Source organism: Streptococcus sp. FDAARGOS_256, assembly GCF_002289235.2.
GTDB lineage: Bacteria > Bacillota > Bacilli > Lactobacillales > Streptococcaceae > Streptococcus.
On record NZ_NTGM02000001.1, the window covers coordinates 367,820 to 387,357 of the forward strand.

The 19,538-nt window shown below is 42.6% G+C and carries 17 protein-coding genes; 16 read left to right on the plus strand and 1 reads right to left on the minus strand.

Going from position 1 to position 19,538, the window contains the following annotated elements; translation table 11 throughout:
* The first annotated feature begins 73 nt into the window (after window positions 1-73).
* Both A6J84_RS01990 and alaS read left to right on the plus strand, forming a co-directional pair.
* Window positions 74-559, plus strand: coding sequence for an LURP-one-related/scramblase family protein (locus A6J84_RS01990; RefSeq protein ID WP_061420712.1), 486 nt, complete (start codon window positions 74-76; stop codon window positions 557-559).
* 20 nt (window positions 560-579) lie between these two features.
* Window positions 580-3,198, plus strand: a complete 2,619-nt coding sequence (gene alaS, locus A6J84_RS01995) for an alanine--tRNA ligase (protein WP_095725922.1) — start codon at window positions 580-582, stop codon at window positions 3,196-3,198.
* Between the two features lie 87 nt (window positions 3,199-3,285).
* On the opposite strand, the gene A6J84_RS02000 is transcribed toward alaS, so the two are convergent.
* Window positions 3,286-4,734 (minus strand): alpha-amylase, encoded by a 1,449-nt coding sequence (locus A6J84_RS02000; RefSeq protein WP_095725923.1) that lies wholly within the window; start codon window positions 4,732-4,734, stop codon window positions 3,286-3,288.
* A 272-nt stretch (window positions 4,735-5,006) separates the two neighbouring features.
* On the opposite strand from A6J84_RS02000, the gene A6J84_RS02005 reads away from it, so the two are divergent.
* From A6J84_RS02005 to A6J84_RS02070, 14 genes are all read left to right on the plus strand, one after another.
* Window positions 5,007-6,170, plus strand: coding sequence for a class I SAM-dependent rRNA methyltransferase (locus A6J84_RS02005; protein ID WP_193756704.1), 1,164 nt, complete (start codon window positions 5,007-5,009; stop codon window positions 6,168-6,170).
* Complete coding sequence (gene aroD / locus A6J84_RS02010) at window positions 6,167-6,844, plus strand: type I 3-dehydroquinate dehydratase (protein WP_000767778.1); 678 nt, start codon at window positions 6,167-6,169, stop codon at window positions 6,842-6,844. The genes A6J84_RS02005 and aroD overlap by 4 nt, the downstream gene beginning before the upstream one ends.
* Entirely contained in the window at window positions 6,834-7,688 is an 855-nt protein-coding gene (locus A6J84_RS02015; protein WP_095725924.1) for a shikimate dehydrogenase, read from the plus strand. The genes aroD and A6J84_RS02015 overlap by 11 nt, the downstream gene beginning before the upstream one ends.
* 18 nt (window positions 7,689-7,706) lie before the next feature.
* Entirely contained in the window at window positions 7,707-8,774 is a 1,068-nt protein-coding gene (aroB, locus tag A6J84_RS02020) for a 3-dehydroquinate synthase (protein ID WP_095725925.1), read from the plus strand.
* A 9-nt stretch (window positions 8,775-8,783) separates the two neighbouring features.
* Window positions 8,784-9,950, plus strand: coding sequence for a chorismate synthase (gene aroC, locus A6J84_RS02025; protein WP_095725926.1), 1,167 nt, complete (start codon window positions 8,784-8,786; stop codon window positions 9,948-9,950).
* A gap of 9 nt (window positions 9,951-9,959) precedes the next feature.
* A complete protein-coding gene (locus A6J84_RS02030; RefSeq protein ID WP_095725927.1) occupies window positions 9,960-11,063 on the plus strand; it encodes a prephenate dehydrogenase in 1,104 nt (367 codons plus the stop codon).
* Window positions 11,064-11,073: 10 nt separating this feature from the next.
* The gene (locus A6J84_RS02035) at window positions 11,074-11,412 is read left to right on the plus strand and encodes a YlbF/YmcA family competence regulator (protein WP_000065973.1); all 339 of its coding nucleotides are present in this window, start codon (window positions 11,074-11,076) and stop codon (window positions 11,410-11,412) included.
* A 90-nt stretch (window positions 11,413-11,502) separates the two neighbouring features.
* A complete protein-coding gene (gene aroA / locus A6J84_RS02040) occupies window positions 11,503-12,786 on the plus strand; it encodes a 3-phosphoshikimate 1-carboxyvinyltransferase (protein ID WP_095725928.1) in 1,284 nt (427 codons plus the stop codon).
* Complete coding sequence (locus A6J84_RS02045; RefSeq protein WP_095725929.1) at window positions 12,779-13,255, plus strand: shikimate kinase; 477 nt, start codon at window positions 12,779-12,781, stop codon at window positions 13,253-13,255. Before aroA ends, A6J84_RS02045 begins: the two co-directional genes overlap by 8 nt.
* Window positions 13,252-14,100, plus strand: a complete 849-nt coding sequence (gene pheA / locus A6J84_RS02050; protein ID WP_095725930.1) for a prephenate dehydratase — start codon at window positions 13,252-13,254, stop codon at window positions 14,098-14,100. The genes A6J84_RS02045 and pheA overlap by 4 nt, the downstream gene beginning before the upstream one ends.
* Window positions 14,097-15,392: an LCP family protein gene (locus A6J84_RS02055; RefSeq protein WP_095725931.1), complete on the plus strand. Its 1,296-nt coding sequence runs from the start codon at window positions 14,097-14,099 to the stop codon at window positions 15,390-15,392. The genes pheA and A6J84_RS02055 overlap by 4 nt, the downstream gene beginning before the upstream one ends.
* Before the next feature lie 143 nt (window positions 15,393-15,535).
* Window positions 15,536-16,372, plus strand: a complete 837-nt coding sequence (locus A6J84_RS02060) for a LicD family protein (RefSeq protein ID WP_095725932.1) — start codon at window positions 15,536-15,538, stop codon at window positions 16,370-16,372.
* Entirely contained in the window at window positions 16,369-17,337 is a 969-nt protein-coding gene (locus A6J84_RS02065; protein WP_095725933.1) for a glycosyltransferase family 2 protein, read from the plus strand. Before A6J84_RS02060 ends, A6J84_RS02065 begins: the two co-directional genes overlap by 4 nt.
* Before the next feature lie 21 nt (window positions 17,338-17,358).
* The gene (locus tag A6J84_RS02070; protein ID WP_001011682.1) at window positions 17,359-19,518 is read left to right on the plus strand and encodes a LicD family protein; all 2,160 of its coding nucleotides are present in this window, start codon (window positions 17,359-17,361) and stop codon (window positions 19,516-19,518) included.
* Window positions 19,519-19,538 lie beyond the last annotated feature (20 nt).

The following is a 19,538-nucleotide window of genomic DNA, read 5'->3' on the forward strand; positions in this document are numbered from 1 at the left end:
ATTGAATGAAGGTGGTACCGCGGTTTTTCGCCCTTCGTGATATGAGCTTGTCTTTTGATTTTTGGAGGTGTTTATGAAGACATTTCTCGTGAAACAAAAGTTTCGTCTTGGGGGCGAACGTTTTGATATCAAGGATGACAGAGGAGTAGTGAACTATCAAGTGGAGGGATCTTTCTTCCAAATTCCTAAGACCTTTACCATCTATGACGCCTATGGTGAGCAGGTCAGTGAAATCAGTAAAGAATTTTTCACCTTGCTTCCTCGCTTTACTATTCAGCTACGAAACGGTTCCAATTTCGTCATTCGTAAGAAGTTGACCTTCTGGCGAGATAAGTATGAGTTTGATGATTTAGGGCTTCGTATCGAGGGCAATATTTGGGATTTAAATTTCAAATTGCTGGATGACCGTGATCAGCTTGTCGCCGAGATTCGGAAAGAGATTTTCCATTTGACCTCAACTTACACCGTAACCGTCTATGAAGACTCTTATGCAGATCTGGTCATTTCCCTTTGTGTCGCGATTGACTATGTGGAGATGCTGGAAAGCCAATCAAATTAAACAAGTAATAAGGAGATATTATGAAACAACTATCTAGTGCTCAAGTTCGCCAAATGTGGCTTGATTTCTGGGCAAGCAAAGGACACTCTGTAGAACCATCAGTCAGCTTGGTTCCTGTAAATGACCCAACTCTTTTGTGGATTAACTCTGGGGTAGCAACCCTTAAGAAATACTTTGACGGAACCATTATCCCTGAAAATCCACGTATTACCAATGCCCAAAAAGCGATTCGTACTAACGATATTGAAAACGTAGGGAAGACTGCGCGTCACCATACTATGTTTGAAATGTTAGGGAACTTCTCTATCGGGGATTACTTCCGTGACGAAGCCATCACATGGGCTTATGAGCTTTTGACAAGCCCAGAATGGTTTGATTTTCCAGCTGAAAAACTCTACATGACCTACTATCCAGATGATAAAGATTCTTACAACCGCTGGATTGAAGTAGGAGTGGACCCAAGCCACTTGATCCCAATCGAAGACAACTTCTGGGAAATCGGTGCGGGACCTTCTGGACCTGATACAGAAATCTTCTTTGACCGTGGAGAAGCCTTTGACCCAGAAAATATTGGTCTTCGCCTGCTTGCAGAGGATATCGAAAACGACCGTTACATCGAAATCTGGAACATCGTTTTGTCACAATTCAACGCTGATCCAGCTGTTCCTCGTAGTGAGTACAAGGAATTGCCACACAAGAATATTGATACGGGTGCTGGTTTGGAGCGTTTGGTGGCAGTTATCCAAGGGGCTAAGACAAACTTTGAAACAGACCTCTTCATGCCAATCATCCGTGAAGTTGAGAAATTGTCTGGTAAGGTTTATGACCAAGATGGCGACAACATGAGCTTCAAGGTCATTGCTGACCATATCCGTTCTCTTTCATTTGCCATCGGTGATGGTGCCCTTCCTGGAAATGAAGGTCGTGGTTATGTCCTTCGCCGTCTCCTCCGTCGCGCGTCTATGCACGGTCAAAAATTGGGTATCAACGAGCCTTTCCTTTACAAACTCGTTCCAACTGTTGGAAAAATCATGGAAAGCTACTACCCAGAAGTGCTTGAAAAATGTGACTTTATCGAGAAAATCGTGAAGAGCGAGGAAGAGTCATTTGCCCGTACTCTTCACTCAGGTCAACATTTTGCCCAAGGTATCGTAGCAGACCTGAAAGCCAAAGGTCAAAACGTTATCGCGGGGCAAGATGTCTTCAAACTCTACGATACATATGGATTCCCAGTTGAATTGACAGAAGAAATCGCTGAAGAAGCTGGGATGACTGTAGACCGTGAAGGTTTTGAAGCGGCCATGAAAGAGCAGCAAGAACGTGCGCGTGCGTCAGCTGTCAAAGGTGGCTCAATGGGAATGCAAAATGAAACCCTTCAAAACATTACAGTGGAAAGTGTCTTCAACTACAATGCCAGCCAATTGCCTTCTAAGTTGGTGGCTATCGTGGCTGACAATGCAGAAGTAGAAGCTGTTTCTGAAGGAACTGCCTCTCTTATCTTTGCAGAGACTCCATTCTACGCTGAAATGGGTGGACAGGTAGCTGACCACGGTCAAATCTTGGATGCTAAAGGAAATGTCGTAGCGAATGTGACGGATGTGCAAAAAGCACCAAACGGACAAGCTCTTCATACTGTTGAAGTTCTTGCACCACTTGCTTTGAACCAAGAATACACCTTGGCAATTGATACCAACCGTCGTCATCGTGTCATGAAGAACCACACAGCCACTCACTTGCTCCATGCGGCCCTTCACAATATCCTTGGTCACCATGCGACACAAGCAGGATCTCTGAACGAAGTCGAATTCCTTCGCTTTGACTTCACTCACTTCCAAGCTGTGACTCCTGAAGAGTTGCGCGCCATTGAACAGCAAGTTAATGAGAAAATTTGGGAAGCAATTGCTGTAGAAACTGTTGAGACAGATATTGACACGGCTAAAGAAATGGGAGCTATGGCCCTCTTTGGTGAGAAATACGGTAAGGAAGTTCGTGTTGTGACCATCGGTGACTACTCAGTGGAACTCTGTGGTGGTACCCACGTTGGCAATACTTCTGAAATCGGTCTCTTCAAGATTGTCAAAGAAGAAGGAATCGGTTCAGGTACCCGCCGTATCTTGGCAGTAACTGGTAAGGAAGCCTTTGAAGCTTATCGTGAACAAGAAGACGCTTTGAAAGCCGTCGCAGCAACCTTGAAAGCCCCTCAACTCAAGGAAGTTCCTCATAAGGTTGAAGGGCTTCAAGAACAACTCCGTCAGCTTCAAAAAGAAAATGCAGAATTGAAAGAAAAAGCCGCAGCCGCAGCCGCAGGCGATGTCTTCAAGGATGTGAAGGAAGTCAACGGACACCGTTACATTGCAAGCCAAGTTTCTGTATCAGATGCAGGTGCCCTTCGTACCTTTGCGGATAACTGGAAACAAAAAGATTACTCAGATGTGCTTGTCCTAGTTGCAGCTATCGGTGACAAAGTCAATGTTCTTGTAGCTAGCAAGACAAAAGATGTGCATGCAGGAAACCTTGTCAAAGAATTGGCTCCAATTGTCGATGGACGTGGTGGTGGTAAACCAGACATGGCCATGGCAGGAGGAAGCAACCAAGCGAAAATCCAAGAACTCTTGGAGGCAGTAGCAGGTAAATTATAAGACAATGAAGATCTATCCATTTGGGTAGGTCTTTTTGTGCATACAAAAAAGCCAAATCCGGTTGGATTTGACTTGTACCTGATAGGTTTATTTTGCTGCCCATACACTGACTGAAGCCGCTGCTACTGGAAATTCTCCATAACCTTCAGCATTGATTGTAACTTGTACTGGATGATTTTCAAGGAGGTCAATAAAGGTTTGGTCAGCCCATTCTTGCCCGACAAACATAGATTTGCTGTTTTCTTGGTCATTTGAGATGAGGACAGCGATTGGAGATTGATGTTCAGCACCTGAACGAACCCATCCAATACAGTTAGCATCGTCAAAGTAGTCTGTTTGCTCTCCATAGGCCTTGTCTTTTCGGATGGCTAGGAGGCGGTCAAGGACTTCTTTGAAATCTTCTTGAGCATACTGCCCTGAAATGCCGTAATAGTCTCCGTAAAAGACACATGGAAGACCATCTTGGCGTAATAGAATGAGGGCATAGGCTGCTGGCTTGAACCATTCTTCAACAGTAGACTCAAGGGCTTGTCCTCGTTGGGTATCATGGTTGTCAACGAAAGTGACTGCTTTGTCAGGCTTGAGTTCAACCAAGCTATCTGTGAAAATGTTACGAAGGTCGTAACTTGCTCCAGCTTGACTGGCTTCAAAGAGGTTCTGGTGGAGACGAACATCGACAAGATCAAAGCGTTCTTCTGTTTTCTCGAGATAGTCTAGATTGGCTTCCTTGTCTGGATTCCAAAATTCACCAAAAACATAGAAATCTTGACCGTATTTTTCCTTCATATCACGGATGAAATTGCCCATAAAGAAGGAGTCGATGTGCTTAACGGCATCCAAGCGGAAACCAGCAACACCAGTCGTTTCCATGAACCAGTCAGCCCAGTCATAGATGTTTTGGATGACTTCAGGATGCTTAAAGTCTAGGTCAGCATACATGAGGTAGTCGTAGTTACCGTTTTCGTTATCGACCAATTCCTCATTTGCCCAGCCTTTATTGTCTCCCTGGATCAGGTAAATGCCAGACTTACGTCGCTTGGCATCGTAGTCCGTACCTGTGAAGTGGTACCAGTGCCAGTGGAAGTCATTGTAGGTATCTTGGCGACCATCGAAGGTGAAGTGAGTCCAGCCGTTGATAGTAAAGGGCTCGCTTAGTTGAACGGTACGGTCCTCAGGGTCCACTTCAATAACCTGAAAGGCTTCCATATGATCGGCAGCAGCCTTGTGATTGAGCACCACATCGGCCATAGGTTGAATTCCCTGTGCTTTTAGGGCTTGAATGGCTTGAAGATAGTCTTCTTTAAACCCATACTTGGTACGGACAGTTCCTTTTTGGTGAAATTCGCCTAGGTCAAAAAGATCGTAAACACCATAGCCGACATCTTTTTCGTTGGTTGCCTTGAAGGCAGGTGGCATCCAGACGTGGCTAATCCCCAGATGAGCTAGGTGTGAAGCATCTTCAGCCAGTCGCGTCCAGTGTTGGCCGTCGTGAGGCAGATACCATTCAAAGTATTGCATAAGTGTCTGATTTTGCATTGTTTTTCCTCTTGCTTATCAATGTTGTGTTTTATTCTACCATAAAGTTTAGAACTAGGCAAACGTTTGCGCAAGATTCTATACTCATTTCTGAAATTGTCTATTTTTAGCGAATAAAATCTCTATTTCCATCACAAGGGAGAGGATGTTTTGCTGAAAAAGTAAATGGCATATACTTATTTGAACAAAAATGACACTCAGTAAACTAAAGTATAACTGGTTAAACGGTTTCTTTTTTGAGAATTGTCACAAAATTTGCTATAATAGTAGCTATGAATAGAATTAGGGTCAGCAGACGTGTTGAAAAAAAGCTAGCTAAGGGTCTAGTTCTTTTGGAAGCAAGTGATTTAACAGATATTGAACTGACGGATCAGGCAGTAGAAGTTCTTAGTCAAGACGGGAAGTTTTTAGGGAGTGCCTATCTTTCCCAGCAGAACAAGGGCATCGGCTGGTTGATCAGCAAGGAAAAGGTGCGTTTCAATCAAGCCTTTTTTGAAATCCTGTTTCGTAAGGCCAAGGAAGCTAGAAAGCCTTATTATCAAGACGACTTGACCACTGCTTTTCGCCTTTTTAATCAAGAGGGGGATGGTTTTGGGGGTCTGACTGTTGATCTCTATGGAGATTATGCTGTCTTTTCTTGGTACAACTCCTTTGTTTACCAGATTCGTGAGCTGATCGTAAAGGCTTTTAAGGAAGTTTTCCCTGAGGTCTTGGGAGCTTATGAGAAGATTCGTTTTAAAGGTCTAGACTACGAGTCTGCCTCTGTTTATGGTGAGGAAGCGCCAGATTACTTTACTGTTCTTGAGAATGGCGTGCTCTATCAAGTTTTTATGAATGATGGCTTGATGACAGGGATTTTCCTGGACCAGCATGAGGTTCGTGGAAGTTTGGTTGACGGTCTAGCCATGGGCAAATCCTTGCTCAATATGTTTTCCTATACGGCTGCCTTTTCTGTTGCTGCAGCTATGGGAGGTGCGAGTGAGACGACTTCTGTCGACTTGGCCAAACGGTCTAGAGAGCTGTCAGAAGCCCATTTTCATGCAAATGGACTCAGCACGGACAATCATCGTTTTATCGTTATGGATGTCTTTGAGTACTTCAAGTATGCCAGGCGAAAAGGCTTGACCTATGATGTGCTTGTTCTTGATCCACCAAGCTTTGCCCGCAATAAAAAACAAACATTCTCTGTAGCTAAGGACTATCACAAGTTGATTTCCCAGAGTCTAGAGATTTTAAATCCGGGAGGCATTATCATTGCCAGTACCAATGCTGCCAATGTTTCCCGCCAGAAATTTACAGAACAAATTGATAAAGGTTTTGCAGGAAGAAGGTATCAGGTCTTGAACCAATACGGACTTCCAGCAGACTTTGCCTATAATAAAAAAGATGAAAGCAGTAATTACCTCAAGGTGATTAGTATGAAGGTTAGTAGATGAAATTAATCGTTTCAGTAATGCCAAGAAGTTTAGAAGAAGCGCAAGAACTGGATGCCACTAGGTATGAAGATGCCGATATCATTGAGTGGCGTGCGGACTTTCTTACAAAGGACGCTATTTTACAGGTAGCACCCGCTATCTTTGAGAAATTTGCAGGACGCGAACTTGTCTTTACCCTTCGGACCCGCGCTGAGGGAGGAGAAATCGAACTTTCCTCAGAAGAGTATGTTCAAATCATTAAGGAAGTTACTCAGCTTTATCAGCCGGATTATGTAGATTTTGAGTATTTCAGCTACAAGGACGTTTTTGAGGAAATGTTGGATTTTCCAAATCTTGTTTTGAGTTACCATAATTTCCAGGAGACACCTGAAAACATGATGGAAATTTTGTCTGAGTTGACCAGTCTCTCTCCGAAAGTGGTCAAGGTATCAGTTATGGCTCATACGGAGCAGGATGTTTTAGACCTGATGAATTACACTCGAGGATTTAAAACACTCAATCCTGAGCAAGAGTACGTGACCATTTCCATGGGGAAAATGGGCAAGGTATCACGCATTACTTCAGATGTGACGGGTTCGAGTTGGTCATTTGCTAGTCTGGATGAAGCGAGTGCCCCAGGTCAGATTTCGCTATCAAACATGAAGAAAATCAGGGAGATTTTGGATGAAGCTTGATGGCTATACACGTTTAGCTGCAGTTGTTGCCAATCCCATCAAACACTCTATTTCACCCTTTATCCACAATAGGGCCTTTGAGGCGACAGCTATTAATGGTGCCTATGTAGCTTGGGAGATTGAAGCGGGTGATTTGGCAGAAACAGTCGCCAATATTCGCCGTTACCAGATGTTTGGCATCAACCTGTCTATGCCTTACAAGGAGCAAGTGATTCCTTATCTGGATGAGTTGAGTGATGAGGCTCGTTTGATTGGGGCGGTTAATACGGTTGTTAATCATAATGGCACTTTAATTGGATATAATACAGATGGCAAGGGATTCTTTAAGAGCTTGCCTTCTTTTACAATTTCAGGTAAAACAATGACCATTTTGGGTGCAGGTGGTGCGGCCAAATCAATCTTGGCACAAGCTATTTTGGATGGCGTCAGTCAGATTTCAGTTTTTGTTCGTTCAGTTTCCATGGAAAAAACAAGACCTTACCTAGACAAGTTGCAGGACCAAACAGGATTTAAAGTGGACTTGTATGCTTTAGAAGATGTTTCTGAACTGCAATCAAGGATTGCCGAGTCGGACCTGCTCGTCAATGCGACCAGTGTGGGCATGGATGGCAAATCATCCCCAATTCCTGAAAGCATAGTCTTACCAGAAACTCTCTTAGTGGCAGATATCATTTACCAACCCTTTGAGACGCCATTTATGAGATGGGCTAGAAGTCAGGGCAATCCCACCGTCAATGGTCTGGGAATGTTGCTCTATCAAGCTGCTGAAGCTTTTCAACTGTGGACAGGTAAAGAAATGCCGACAGAAGAGATTTGGCAGTCCTTAATAGAAAAATATAAATAGTGAAAAGGAGACCCTACTATGAAAATCAGAATCGATATTCCGCATCATCCTTATTATATTCAGATTGAAAAAGGTTGTCTGGCTCAGGCTGGTCAATGGTTGCGAGAACTCTGGCAACCTCAAAAAGTGGTCATTGTAACCGACAACCATGTAGCTTCTCTCTATGCAGAGAAGGTTAAACTCAGCCTAGACGATGCTGGTTTTCAGGTAGCTGTTTTTGACTTTTTAGAAGGCGAAGAAAGAAAGAATTTAACAACTGTTCAGAAGGTCTATGAATTTCTAGTCAAGCAAGGGTTAACTCGTAGCGATGGGATCGTGGCTCTTGGTGGTGGTGTCGTTGGGGACCTAGCTGGTTTCGTAGCCTCTACCTATATGCGGGGCATTCACTTTGTTCAGATTCCGACTAGTTTGACAGCCCAGGTGGATTCTTCTATCGGTGGAAAGACGGGTGTCAATACTCCTTTTGCTAAAAATATGGTGGGAACTTTTGCCCAACCAGATGGGGTTCTGATTGACCCGCTTGTCCTAGAAACGCTTGGAAAAAGAGAGCTGATTGAGGGGATGGGCGAGGTTATCAAGTACGGCTTGATTGAGGATCCAGAACTTTGGGCTCTCTTGACGGAGCTGGATGGTTCTGTAGAGAGCATTCTGGAGCATGCAGAGACTTTGATTGAACATTCTTGTCAGGTGAAGCGCAAGATGGTGGTTGAGGATGAGTTGGATAACGGTGTTCGGCTTTACCTCAACTTTGGACACACTATTGGCCATGCTATTGAAGCGACTGCTGGTTATGGCAAGGTCATGCATGGTGAGGCTGTGGCTATGGGTATGGTACAGATTTCCAAGGTTGCTGAGGGAAAAGGACTCATGCCAGAAGGAATAACCCAGTCCATCAAAGAGATGTGCCAGAAATTTGGTTTGCCTGTTGACTATGAAAACTGGGATGTTGACAAGCTTTATCAGGCTTTGACTCATGACAAGAAGGCACGTGGCAACACCTTGAAATTGGTCTTGGTACCAGAGCTTGGTTCAGCGAGCATTCACCCAGTTTCTCTGGAAGAGATGAAAGACTACTTGGTAAAATAAGGAGAACGTATGAGATATTTAACTGCAGGAGAATCACACGGCCCCCGTCTGACGGCTATCCTTGAAGGAATTCCAGCTGGACTTCCTTTGACAGCTGAGGATATCAATGAGGATCTGAAACGCCGTCAGGGTGGCTACGGTCGTGGTGGTCGTATGAAGATTGAGAGTGATCAGGTTGTCTTTACATCGGGCGTTCGTCACGGGAAGACGACAGGGGCTCCCATTACCATGGATGTCATCAATAAAGACCACCAGAAATGGCTGGATATCATGTCTGCTGAGGACATTGAAGACCGCCTGAAAAGCAAGCGGAAAATCACCCATCCTCGCCCAGGTCATGCCGATTTGGTAGGGGGCATCAAATACCGTTTTGATGATTTGCGAAATTCTTTGGAGCGTTCATCAGCTCGTGAAACAACCATGCGAGTAGCAGTTGGAGCAGTAGCCAAACGTCTCTTAGCTGAACTGGATATGGAGATTGCCAACCATGTCGTGGTCTTTGGTGGCAAGGAAATCGATGTACCTGAAAATCTGACAGTGGCTGAGATTAAGGAACGAGCTGCCCAGTCTGAAGTTTCTATTGTCAACCAAGAACGGGAACAGGAAATCAAGGACTATATTGACCAAATTAAGCGTGACGGTGATACCATCGGTGGAGTTGTGGAGACAGTCGTCGGGGGAGTTCCAGTTGGCCTTGGTTCCTATGTCCAATGGGACAGAAAATTGGATGCGCGATTGGCCCAAGCAGTTGTTTCTATCAATGCCTTTAAAGGGGTGGAATTTGGTCTTGGATTTGAAGCTGGTTACCGAAAAGGTAGCCAGGTTATGGATGAAATTCTCTGGTCTAAAGAAGACGGCTATACTCGCCGTACCAACAATCTAGGTGGTTTTGAAGGTGGTATGACCAATGGGCAACCAATTGTTATTCGTGGAGTTATGAAACCCATTCCCACTCTTTATAAACCTCTTAGGAGTGTGGATATCGAAACCCACGAACCTTACAAGGCAACCGTGGAGAGAAGTGATCCGACCGCTCTTCCAGCAGCAGGTGTGGTCATGGAAGCCGTTGTAGCAACGGTTCTGGCGCAAGAAATCCTTGAAAAATTCTCATCAGATAATCTTGAAGAATTAAAAGAGGCAGTTGCCAAGCACCGAGACTATACAAAGAACTATTAAGGAGTCCTTATGGCAAAAACCATCTATATCGCAGGTCTCGGTTTGATTGGTGCTTCGATGGCCCTCGGTATCAAGCGCGATCATCCTGATTATGAAATTTTAGGTTATAATCGCAGTCAAGCTTCGAGAGACATTGCCTTGGAGCGGGGGATGATAGACCGTGCGACGGATGATTTTGCTAGTTTCGCTCCTCTAGCAGATGTTATCATTCTGACCTTGCCAATCAAACAGACCATTGCTTTTATTAAGGAGCTGGCAGATTTAGACTTGAAAGAAGGTGTCATTATCTCGGATGCCGGCTCAACCAAGTCAGCCATTGTGGAAGAAGCGGAGCAGTATTTGGCTAGCAAGCCTGTCCGCTTTGTCGGAGCTCATCCCATGGCTGGTAGCCACAAGACAGGGGCTGCTTCTGCGGATGTTAATCTCTTTGAAAATGCCTATTATATCTTCACACCTTCGAGCCTGACAAATCCTGACACACTTGAGGAAATGAAGGATCTGCTTTCTGGTCTCCATGCTCGTTTCATTGAAATTGATGCCAAGGAACATGATCGAGTGACTTCACAGATTAGCCATTTTCCTCATATTCTGGCTTCTAGTCTTATGGAGCAGACTGCTATTTATGCTCAAGAACATGAGATGGCAAGACGCTTTGCGGCGGGTGGATTTCGAGATATGACTCGGATTGCGGAGAGTGAACCAGGTATGTGGACTTCCATTCTCTTGTCTAATCGCGAGACTATCCTAGAGCGGATTGCAGATTTCAAGGAACGCTTAGATGAGATAGGTCAGGCTATTAGCAAGGGGGAAGAAGAGCAGATTTGGAACTTTTTCAACCAAGCGCGAGAACAACGGCAGGCTATGGAAATCCATAAGCGTGGTGGTGTGGACAGTTCTTATGACCTCTATGTCGATGTTCCCGATGAAGAAGATGTTATCTTGCGGATTTTGGAATTACTTCGTGGGACTTCTTTGGTTAATATCCACATCAACGAAGAAAACCGTGAAGATGTTCACGGGATTCTACAAATTTCATTTAAAAATGCTCAAGATTTAGAACGAGCTGAACGCTTAATTACAGAAAATACAGACTATACAGTCGTCATCAAATAAGGAGAAAATCATGTCAAATATTTACGATAGTGCAAATGAACTTAGCCGCGGGTTACGTGAATTACCAGAATACAAGGCAGTTAAGGCAGCAAAAGATGCCATCCAAGCTGATGAACAAGCTAGCAAGATTTTTGCAGACTACCTCGCTTTCCAGCAAGAAATCCAAGTCATGGCGCAAACGGGACAAATGCCAGACGCCTCTTTCCAAGAAAAGATGCAGTCTTTTAGCAAACAAATCCAAGAGAACGCTCTTTTGTCAGATTTCTTTGCCAAACAGCAACAATTGTCCATTTACCTTTCTGACATTGAAAAAATTGTCTTTGAACCTGTTTCAGAATTATTGAAATAGTATTTTATCTGTATAAAAGCCAGAAATTTCAGGAATTTCTGGCTTTTTTGTGATAAAATAAGAAAAAGTATTGCAAGTATGAGGTCAACTATGAAACTAAAAACAAACATTCGCCACTTACATGGCAGTATCCGGGTTCCAGGTGACAAGTCTATCAGCCATCGTTCGATTATTTTTGGAAGTTTGGCTGAGGGCGAGACTAAGGTTTATGATATTCTGCGTGGAGAGGATGTGCTTTCAACCATGCAGGTTTTTCGTGACCTTGGTGTTGAAATTGAGGACAAAGATGGGGTTATTACCATTCAAGGTGTAGGCATGGATGGCTTAAAAGCTCTGCAAAACGCCTTGGATATGGGGAATTCTGGCACCTCGATTCGTCTGATTTCTGGTGTCCTTGCTGGGGCTGATTTTGAAGTAGAGATGTTTGGAGACGACAGTCTATCCAAACGTCCTATGGACCGTGTGACCCTTCCCTTGAAAAAAATGGGAGTCAGCATTTCTGGTCAAACAGAGCGAGACTTGCCTCCTCTGCACTTGAAAGGGATGAAAAATTTAAAACCGATTCACTATGAGTTGCCAATCGCCTCTGCGCAAGTCAAGTCTGCCTTGATATTTGCAGCCTTGCAGGCTCAGGGGGAGTCCGTTATTATCGAGAAAGAATGTACTCGTAACCACACCGAAGATATGTTGCAACAATTTGGTGGCCATTTAAGTGTGGATGGTAAGAAAATCACAGTTCAAGGACCACAAAGACTGACCGGACAAAAGGTAGTTGTTCCAGGAGATATTTCCAGTGCAGCCTTTTGGTTGGTCGCAGGTTTGATTGTTCCAAACTCTCGTGTGGTGCTGCAGAATGTGGGCATCAATGAAACGCGTACTGGTATTATTGATATCATTCGTGCCATGGGAGGAAAACTAGAAATAACTGAAATTGATCCAGTTGCTAAATCAGCAACCCTGACTGTCGAGTCTTCAGACCTGAAAGGAACGGAGATAGGTGGAGCCTTGATTCCACGTTTGATTGATGAATTGCCCATTATTGCTCTTCTCGCGACACAAGCGCAAGGTGTAACGGTCATTAAGGATGCTGAGGAACTCAAGGTCAAGGAAACCGACCGCATTCAAGTGGTGGCAGATGCCTTAAATAGCATGGGGGCGGATATCACTCCTACAGCAGATGGGATGATTATCAAAGGGAAATCAATCCTTCATGGCGCTAGAGTCAATACGTTTGGTGACCATCGAATCGGAATGATGACAGCTATTGCAGCCCTCTTGGTTGCTGATGGAGAAGTGGAACTTGACCGTGCTGAAGCTATCAATACCAGCTATCCTACCTTCTTTGATGATTTGGAGAGCTTGATTCATGGCTAAGTTATTACTCGGATTTATGGGGGCCGGCAAATCGACAATCGCTAGAGGATTGGACCTAGACTACATCGATATGGATGCATTAATCGAGGAACGTTTGGGCATGTCCATTGCGGATTTCTTCGCTGAAAAGGGAGAAGTGGCCTTTCGTCAAGTAGAGTCAGAAGTCCTAGCTGACTTACTAAAAACGGACCGAGTTGTGTCAACTGGCGGAGGAGTTGTCATTTCTCAGAGAAATCGCGACTTGCTCAAAACCAATCCTAATAACATCTACCTAAAAGCAGATTTTGAAACCCTCTACCAACGTATCGCAGCTGATAAGGACAATCAGCGCCCGCTGTTTCTTAACAAAAGTAAGGAAGAACTGGCAACTATTTTCCAAGAAAGACAGGCTTGGTATGAGGAAGTAGCCAGTCGGGTTCTAGATGTGACCAAGTTAAGCCCAGAGGAAATTACAGAGGAACTGAGATGAAAATTGCCTATCTAGGTCCCAAGGGATCTTTTTCGCATCATGTTGTGCAGACAGCCTTTCCCAAAGAGGAATTGCAGGCTTTTACCAATATCACAGATGTCATCAAGGCCTATGAACAAGGCTTGGTGGACTATTCTGTGGTGCCAGTTGAAAACTCCATTGAAGGTAGTGTCCATGAAAGTTTGGATTACCTTTTTCACCAGGCTCGCATCCAAGCAGTTGCAGAAATTGTTCAACCCATTCACCAGCAACTGATGGCAGTTCCAGGTCAGTCAAAAATTGAGAAAATTTTTTCTCATCCTCAGGCTCTGGCTCAGGGAAAAAAATTCATCGATGAACACTATCCAGAGGCTCAAATCGAGGTGACTGCTAGTACAGCCTACGCGGCCCGCTTTATTTCGGAACATCCAGATCAGCCTTATGCAGCTATTGCTCCTAAAAGTTCAGCTGAAGAATATGGCTTGGAATTGATTGCAGAGGATATTCAGGAAATGGAAGCCAATTTCACACGTTTTTGGGTGTTAGGGGCAGAGATACCGAAGATTCCTTTGAACTCACAAGCTGAAAAAATGAGTTTGGCCTTGACCTTACCAGACAACCTACCTGGTGCTCTTTACAAGGCACTTTCGACCTTTGCTTGGAGAGGGATTGACTTAACAAAGATTGAAAGTCGCCCCCTTAAAACAGCCTTGGGAGAATACTTTTTCATTATCGATGTAGACTATAGTGACAAAGAGCTGGTTCATTTTGCCAGACAAGAACTAGAAGCTATTGGAATCCAGCACAAGATACTGGGAACCTACCCGATTTTTACCATAACTGATATAGAAAAGGAGAGTCAATGAGCAAAGAAAATCCTTTAAGTCATCACGAGCAGTTACGTTATGACTATCTCTTCAAAAATATTCATTACCTCAACGACCGTGAACGGAGGGAATTTGATTATCTGCAACAGAAAATGGCAGGTCCCAATTCTGAAGTTCACCATTTCCACCAAGAAGAAAAAGAAGAAACTTGGGGTAGAGATATTGATCTTCCGACTTATGGCAGTAGAAGCCGGTCTAAGAAACGTGAAAAAGTAGCTCCTCAACCTAAAGTCAAAAAGAAAAAGAGAAGAATTCGCTTCAAACGAATACTGACTTGGTTCTTGCTGTTGATTACCTGTGTGCTTGCAGGGATGATTTTCATGTTTCTTAGAGGGTTCCAGTCAGCAGCCAATCCAACAAATAAGCTAGCTGACGCCAAGGCAGCTCAAGTAGAGGTCTTTAACGGTCAGGATACCAAAGACGGTGTGAATATCCTAGTCATGGGGACAGATGGCCGTATCGGTCAAAATAGTGCAGAAACCCGTACCGATACGATCATGGTGCTGAATGTCAGTGGATCGGATAAGAAGATCAAACTAGTCAGCTTTATGCGTGACAACTTAGTTTATATCGACGGGTACAGTAAGATTGTAAATGGTCAGAAACAGACGGATAACAAACTAAATGTTGCTTATGAACTTGGGGAACAAGAAGGGCAAAAAGGGGCAGAAATGGTCCGCAAGGTTCTAAAAGACAACTTTGACTTGGATATTAAGTACTATGCCCTAGTCGACTTCCAGGCTTTTGCAACAGCTATAGATACCCTCTTCCCTGACGGAGTAACGATTGATGCTCAATTCTCAACATTGAATGGTCAACCTCTGACAGAAGCCACAGTCGGAGATGACCTTCATGCAACAGAGACAGAGTCGCCAACTCAAACTATCAAAGTTGGAAAACAGCAAATGAATGGATCCACCTTGCTGAACTATGCTCGCTTCCGTGATGATGATGAGGGAGACTATGGCCGTACCAAACGTCAGCAACAAGTCATGTCAGCTGTTCTTGAGCAGATTAAAGATCCAACCAAGCTCTTTACGGGATCAGAGGCACTTGGAAAAGTCTTTGGAATGACTTCAACAAATCTACCATATAGCTTCTTGTTGACCAATGGCTTATCTGTCCTAGAAGGTGCTCAAAATGGCATTGAAAGACTTACCGTTCCAGAACTTGGTGACTGGGTAGATGCTTATGATATCTACGGCGGACAAGGTCTTCTGGTCGATCAAAATAAATACCAGACCAAACTCGCCCAAATGGGAATGAGATAGAATGCTATAAAAAAATCAAAGTTTGAATCACCAGTAAAAAAGTGGTTTAGGCTTTGATTTTTCTTAGTATCTGATGGATTTTTAGGGCTTTTTTATGGTATAATAAAATGATATAACTCGTTATTGTACAGAAGAGGAGAGACATGAGTGATTTGAAAGCGATTCAGGCTCGTAGTCTGGAAATGGCTGAATATTTCGTCGCATTTTGTAAAGAACATGATTTGTTGTGCTATCTCTGTGGTGGAGGAGCCATTGGTGCCCTTCGTAATAAAGGTTTCATTCCTTGGGATGATGATCTAGACTTTTTCATGCCACGTAAGGACTATGAAAAATTAGCAGAACTATGGCCTCGTTATGCAGATGAGCGTTATTTCTTGTCAAAGAGTAACAAAGATTTTGTAGACCGTAACCTTTTTATTACCATTCGTGATAAGGAAACCACTTGTATCAAGCCTTATCAGAAGGATTTGGATTTGCCACACGGTTTGGCCTTGGATGTTTTACCTTTAGATTATTATCCTAAAAATCTAGCTGAGCGTAAGAAACAAGTTCGTTGGGCCCTGATTTATTCACTCTTTTGTGCGCAAACTATCCCAGAAAAGCATGGTGCAGTCATGAAATGGGGAAGTCGTATCTTACTCGGCCTGACTCCAAAATCTCTACGTTATCGCATTTGGAAAAAAGCTGAAAAAGAAATGACCAAGTATGGTCTGGCTGAGAGCGATGGAATTACGGAATTATGCTCAGGTCCCGGCTACATGCGAAACAAATACCCAATCGCATCCTTTGAGGACAATCTTTTCTTGCCATTTGAAGGAACTGAGATGCCCATCCCAGTCGGCTATGATGCCTATCTCAGCACTGCTTTTGGGGACTATATGACACCGCCACCAGCAGACAAGCAAGTACCGCATCATGATGCTATTATAGCAGACATGGACAAGAGCTACACAGAGTACAAGGGAGAATATGGAGCATGATGGGAGAAAAAATAAGCGTTATCGTTCCGGTCTACAATGTAGAAGCCTATCTGGAGCGATGTGTGGAGTCGATTCTTCAACAGACTTATGCCCATTTTGAGTTAATCCTAATCAACGATGGTTCTACTGATTCTAGTGGACAGATCTGTGATCACTTAGCATCTCAGTATGAGAATATCAAGGTTTATCATATCGAAAATTCTGGTGTTTCAAATGCTAGAAATATGGGAATTCAGCTAGCGACGGGTTCTTGGGTTACCTTTATTGATAGCGATGATTTCGTTACCCAGGATTACCTAGCTACTTTAGCAAGTGCAGTTGAAGGGGTGAATGTAGGCTTTGCAATTGCTCCTCTGCACCATATCAAAAACGGCATTGTAACTGATATACCTTCACATTCTGGAAAAACAGAACTCTGGTCAACAGAAGAAACCATGAAGGAACTACTGATGACTACCAGAACGTCATTTTTTCCAGTTGCAAAACTGTTTAAGAGAGACCTGCTTGCGGATGAAAAGTTTAATACAAATTATCACCTAGCTGAAGATGCCTTATTTTTAACTGAATTGCTACTAAAGACAAGATGTAGTTGCGTCTTTATTGACAAACCTGTTTATTATTATGATCATCGTGAGGGAAGTGCAACAACATCTGTTAATCGATATGTATTTGACACAATAGAAGTTTATCAGCAAATAATTGCTCAAGTTTCACAAGCCTTTCCTAATTTGAAATACGAATTAATAAACAGAGAATGTTGGTCGTACATCACAGTTTACGATAAAATTATCTTTACTTCACGTGAAGAGTATCAAAAGGAGAAAGCCGAGCTGAGGACTTGGATTGTTCAGCATCGACGCGAAATATGGAAAGATGCTTATTTCACCACTTTTCGCAAGGTAGCGGTCCTTTCACTTGTCATTTCTCCATGGCTATATAAGAAAATTGTTGGATTAAAAAACTAATATCATGAGAAGGAGTTGAAAATGAATTTTTCAAAAATGGATGAATACTTTGAAAAATCAAAACTATGGATTGCGTATCTATTTGTTTTCATTTCGATTTTAAGTATGAGTTCACTGGTTTATAAGATAGCAAATCCCCTCTACAAGGGATTGTCAGCGATTGTAGTGCTTTATATTTGCTATACCTTATTGTTTAAGTGGAAAGAAATCACAGCAGATCGCAAATTTCTATCCTTATTTGGACTCTTAGCTGGAAGTCATCTGCTATCAGCTATTTTCAATCGCTCTGGACATCTGATTGGAAATGTGATTGAAATCCTCTTCATGGTAACTTATGTTTTATTATTTACCATGTTACAATCAGGGCAACTTAAAAAATTATTTGACTGGATTGCCTATACGGTTCAAATTGTATCTTTTTCTTCAGCAATTTTTGCGTTTGGTTTATTGGTAAGCAGAGTCCTTATCCTATTTAAGATTGGCGAACAATCTTATTACTATGGTGTCATGAATGGCCGTCTGTGGGGGATTGTCAATCCAAATGCTAGTGCGATATTTTCATACATTAGCATTATTTTGGCTATGTATTTGATCCATAAAGGAAGTAAATATTCTGTTTATCTTAAACTGAACAATGTGATTCAATTCGTTTACTTTGCTATGATGCAAAGTCGAGGAGCCTTACTTTCTTTACTTCTCATGATTGGACTCTATAGTTTCTTTGCTACTAGAGGAAGTATCGTTAAACGATTCCTCACTTTTATAGTTGCTGGTTTGCTGATTACTGCAACTAATATTGGATTAAGCTATGTAACTTCAATCTATATCTCATCTGAAACTGCGACTGTCTTAGATTTAAACAAAGGACAATCCTATGCTGAAACAGATTCGTCTGTTACTAAGAAAAACGGTGAGCTCCATCTGATTGAAACAACACCAAGTGGTAGAACCTATATCTGGAAAAATGCCATCAAGATGGGAAGTGCCAAACCAATTTTTGGTTATGGTGTACGAAATGTTCCAGATTACTACACAGAATATTTCAGTAAATTTGAGATTCAAAACTCCCTTATTGGTGGGAATTTCCATAACATTTTTGTGACCATATTTGTCAGTTCGGGAGTTCTAGGTTTGGTATCCTTCCTTCTTGTACTGGCTTATGTCATCAAGCGCTTTTTAACGTATTTGATTGTTTCCAAGAAACATACTGATAAATTGATCATGATTCTTTTCTTTGGTATCTTGTTTGGTCAATTATTTGAAAGTCAGATTATGTATTCAACCAACTTTATTAATATCATCTTCTGGCTAGCGATTGGCTATGGACTCGTAGTCTGCAAACGAGATGAAGGAGTTCGGTACCAAGAAGTAACAGATGTTAAAGAAATTCAAGAGATGGAACTTGGAATCATGGAGTATATTCATGAAGTTTGTCAGAAAATTGGGGTCAAGTATTTCTTAGCATATGGAAGTCTAATTGGTGCTGTTCGCCATCAAGGATTTATCCCTTGGGATGATGACATGGATATCTGCATGTTACGAGAGGATTATGAAAAATTGCAAGACTACCTTATCGCTAACCGTGATGAACGTTACGAAGTTATGTCTTATAAAAATAATCTCAACTATGTCTATCCCTTCATGAAAGTGCAGGATAACCATACTTACTTGCTAGAAGAAGATGTTCGCATCGATTCGAATATGGGAATCTATGTAGATATTTTCCCTGTAGATGGCTACGAGGATGACGTACAATTTAAAAACAAGATGACGAAACTGATAAAGAAACGTCAATTGAGTTGCTACACCTTCAAAGGCATTACCAATACAAAAAGTGTACTGAATTCACTGCTACGTTATGTGTCAGTTATTATTTTCTATTTCACCAATACAAACAAATACGTTGCCCAGATTGAAGAGCTTGCAAAATCCCGTAAAGTCTCAGATTATGAGCAGGTGGATTATCTTATCTACAAGGATATGAACAAACCAGTGTGGAGACGTGAATGGCTGGAACAAGTTACTACTGGAATATTTGAAGGTAAGGAATTTACCATTCCGAAAAACTATCATGAAATTTTGACCTCAGACTACGGAGACTATATGCAGTTGCCACCAGTTGAACAAAGAGTATCTCATCATGATTTTAAATTATGGAAGATTGTTAAAAGGTCTAAATGACGAGATTGGGATTAAGAAAC

Excerpts from the sequence above, each read along its gene's own strand:
- A6J84_RS01990 (WP_061420712.1), top strand. The coding sequence starts at position 74 with ATGAAGACATTTCTCGTGAAACAAAAGTTTCGTCTTGGGGGCGAACGT.
- alaS (WP_095725922.1), top strand. The coding sequence starts at position 580 with ATGAAACAACTATCTAGTGCTCAAGTTCGCCAAATGTGGCTTGATTTC.
- A6J84_RS02000 (WP_095725923.1), bottom strand. The coding sequence starts at position 4,734 with ATGCAAAATCAGACACTTATGCAATACTTTGAATGGTATCTGCCTCAC.
- A6J84_RS02005 (WP_193756704.1), top strand. The coding sequence starts at position 5,007 with ATGAATAGAATTAGGGTCAGCAGACGTGTTGAAAAAAAGCTAGCTAAG.
- aroD (WP_000767778.1), top strand. The coding sequence starts at position 6,167 with ATGAAATTAATCGTTTCAGTAATGCCAAGAAGTTTAGAAGAAGCGCAA.
- A6J84_RS02015 (WP_095725924.1), top strand. The coding sequence starts at position 6,834 with ATGAAGCTTGATGGCTATACACGTTTAGCTGCAGTTGTTGCCAATCCC.
- aroB (WP_095725925.1), top strand. The coding sequence starts at position 7,707 with ATGAAAATCAGAATCGATATTCCGCATCATCCTTATTATATTCAGATT.
- aroC (WP_095725926.1), top strand. The coding sequence starts at position 8,784 with ATGAGATATTTAACTGCAGGAGAATCACACGGCCCCCGTCTGACGGCT.
- A6J84_RS02030 (WP_095725927.1), top strand. The coding sequence starts at position 9,960 with ATGGCAAAAACCATCTATATCGCAGGTCTCGGTTTGATTGGTGCTTCG.
- A6J84_RS02035 (WP_000065973.1), top strand. The coding sequence starts at position 11,074 with ATGTCAAATATTTACGATAGTGCAAATGAACTTAGCCGCGGGTTACGT.
- aroA (WP_095725928.1), top strand. The coding sequence starts at position 11,503 with ATGAAACTAAAAACAAACATTCGCCACTTACATGGCAGTATCCGGGTT.
- A6J84_RS02045 (WP_095725929.1), top strand. The coding sequence starts at position 12,779 with ATGGCTAAGTTATTACTCGGATTTATGGGGGCCGGCAAATCGACAATC.
- pheA (WP_095725930.1), top strand. The coding sequence starts at position 13,252 with ATGAAAATTGCCTATCTAGGTCCCAAGGGATCTTTTTCGCATCATGTT.
- A6J84_RS02055 (WP_095725931.1), top strand. The coding sequence starts at position 14,097 with ATGAGCAAAGAAAATCCTTTAAGTCATCACGAGCAGTTACGTTATGAC.
- A6J84_RS02060 (WP_095725932.1), top strand. The coding sequence starts at position 15,536 with ATGAGTGATTTGAAAGCGATTCAGGCTCGTAGTCTGGAAATGGCTGAA.
- A6J84_RS02065 (WP_095725933.1), top strand. The coding sequence starts at position 16,369 with ATGATGGGAGAAAAAATAAGCGTTATCGTTCCGGTCTACAATGTAGAA.
- A6J84_RS02070 (WP_001011682.1), top strand. The coding sequence starts at position 17,359 with ATGAATTTTTCAAAAATGGATGAATACTTTGAAAAATCAAAACTATGG.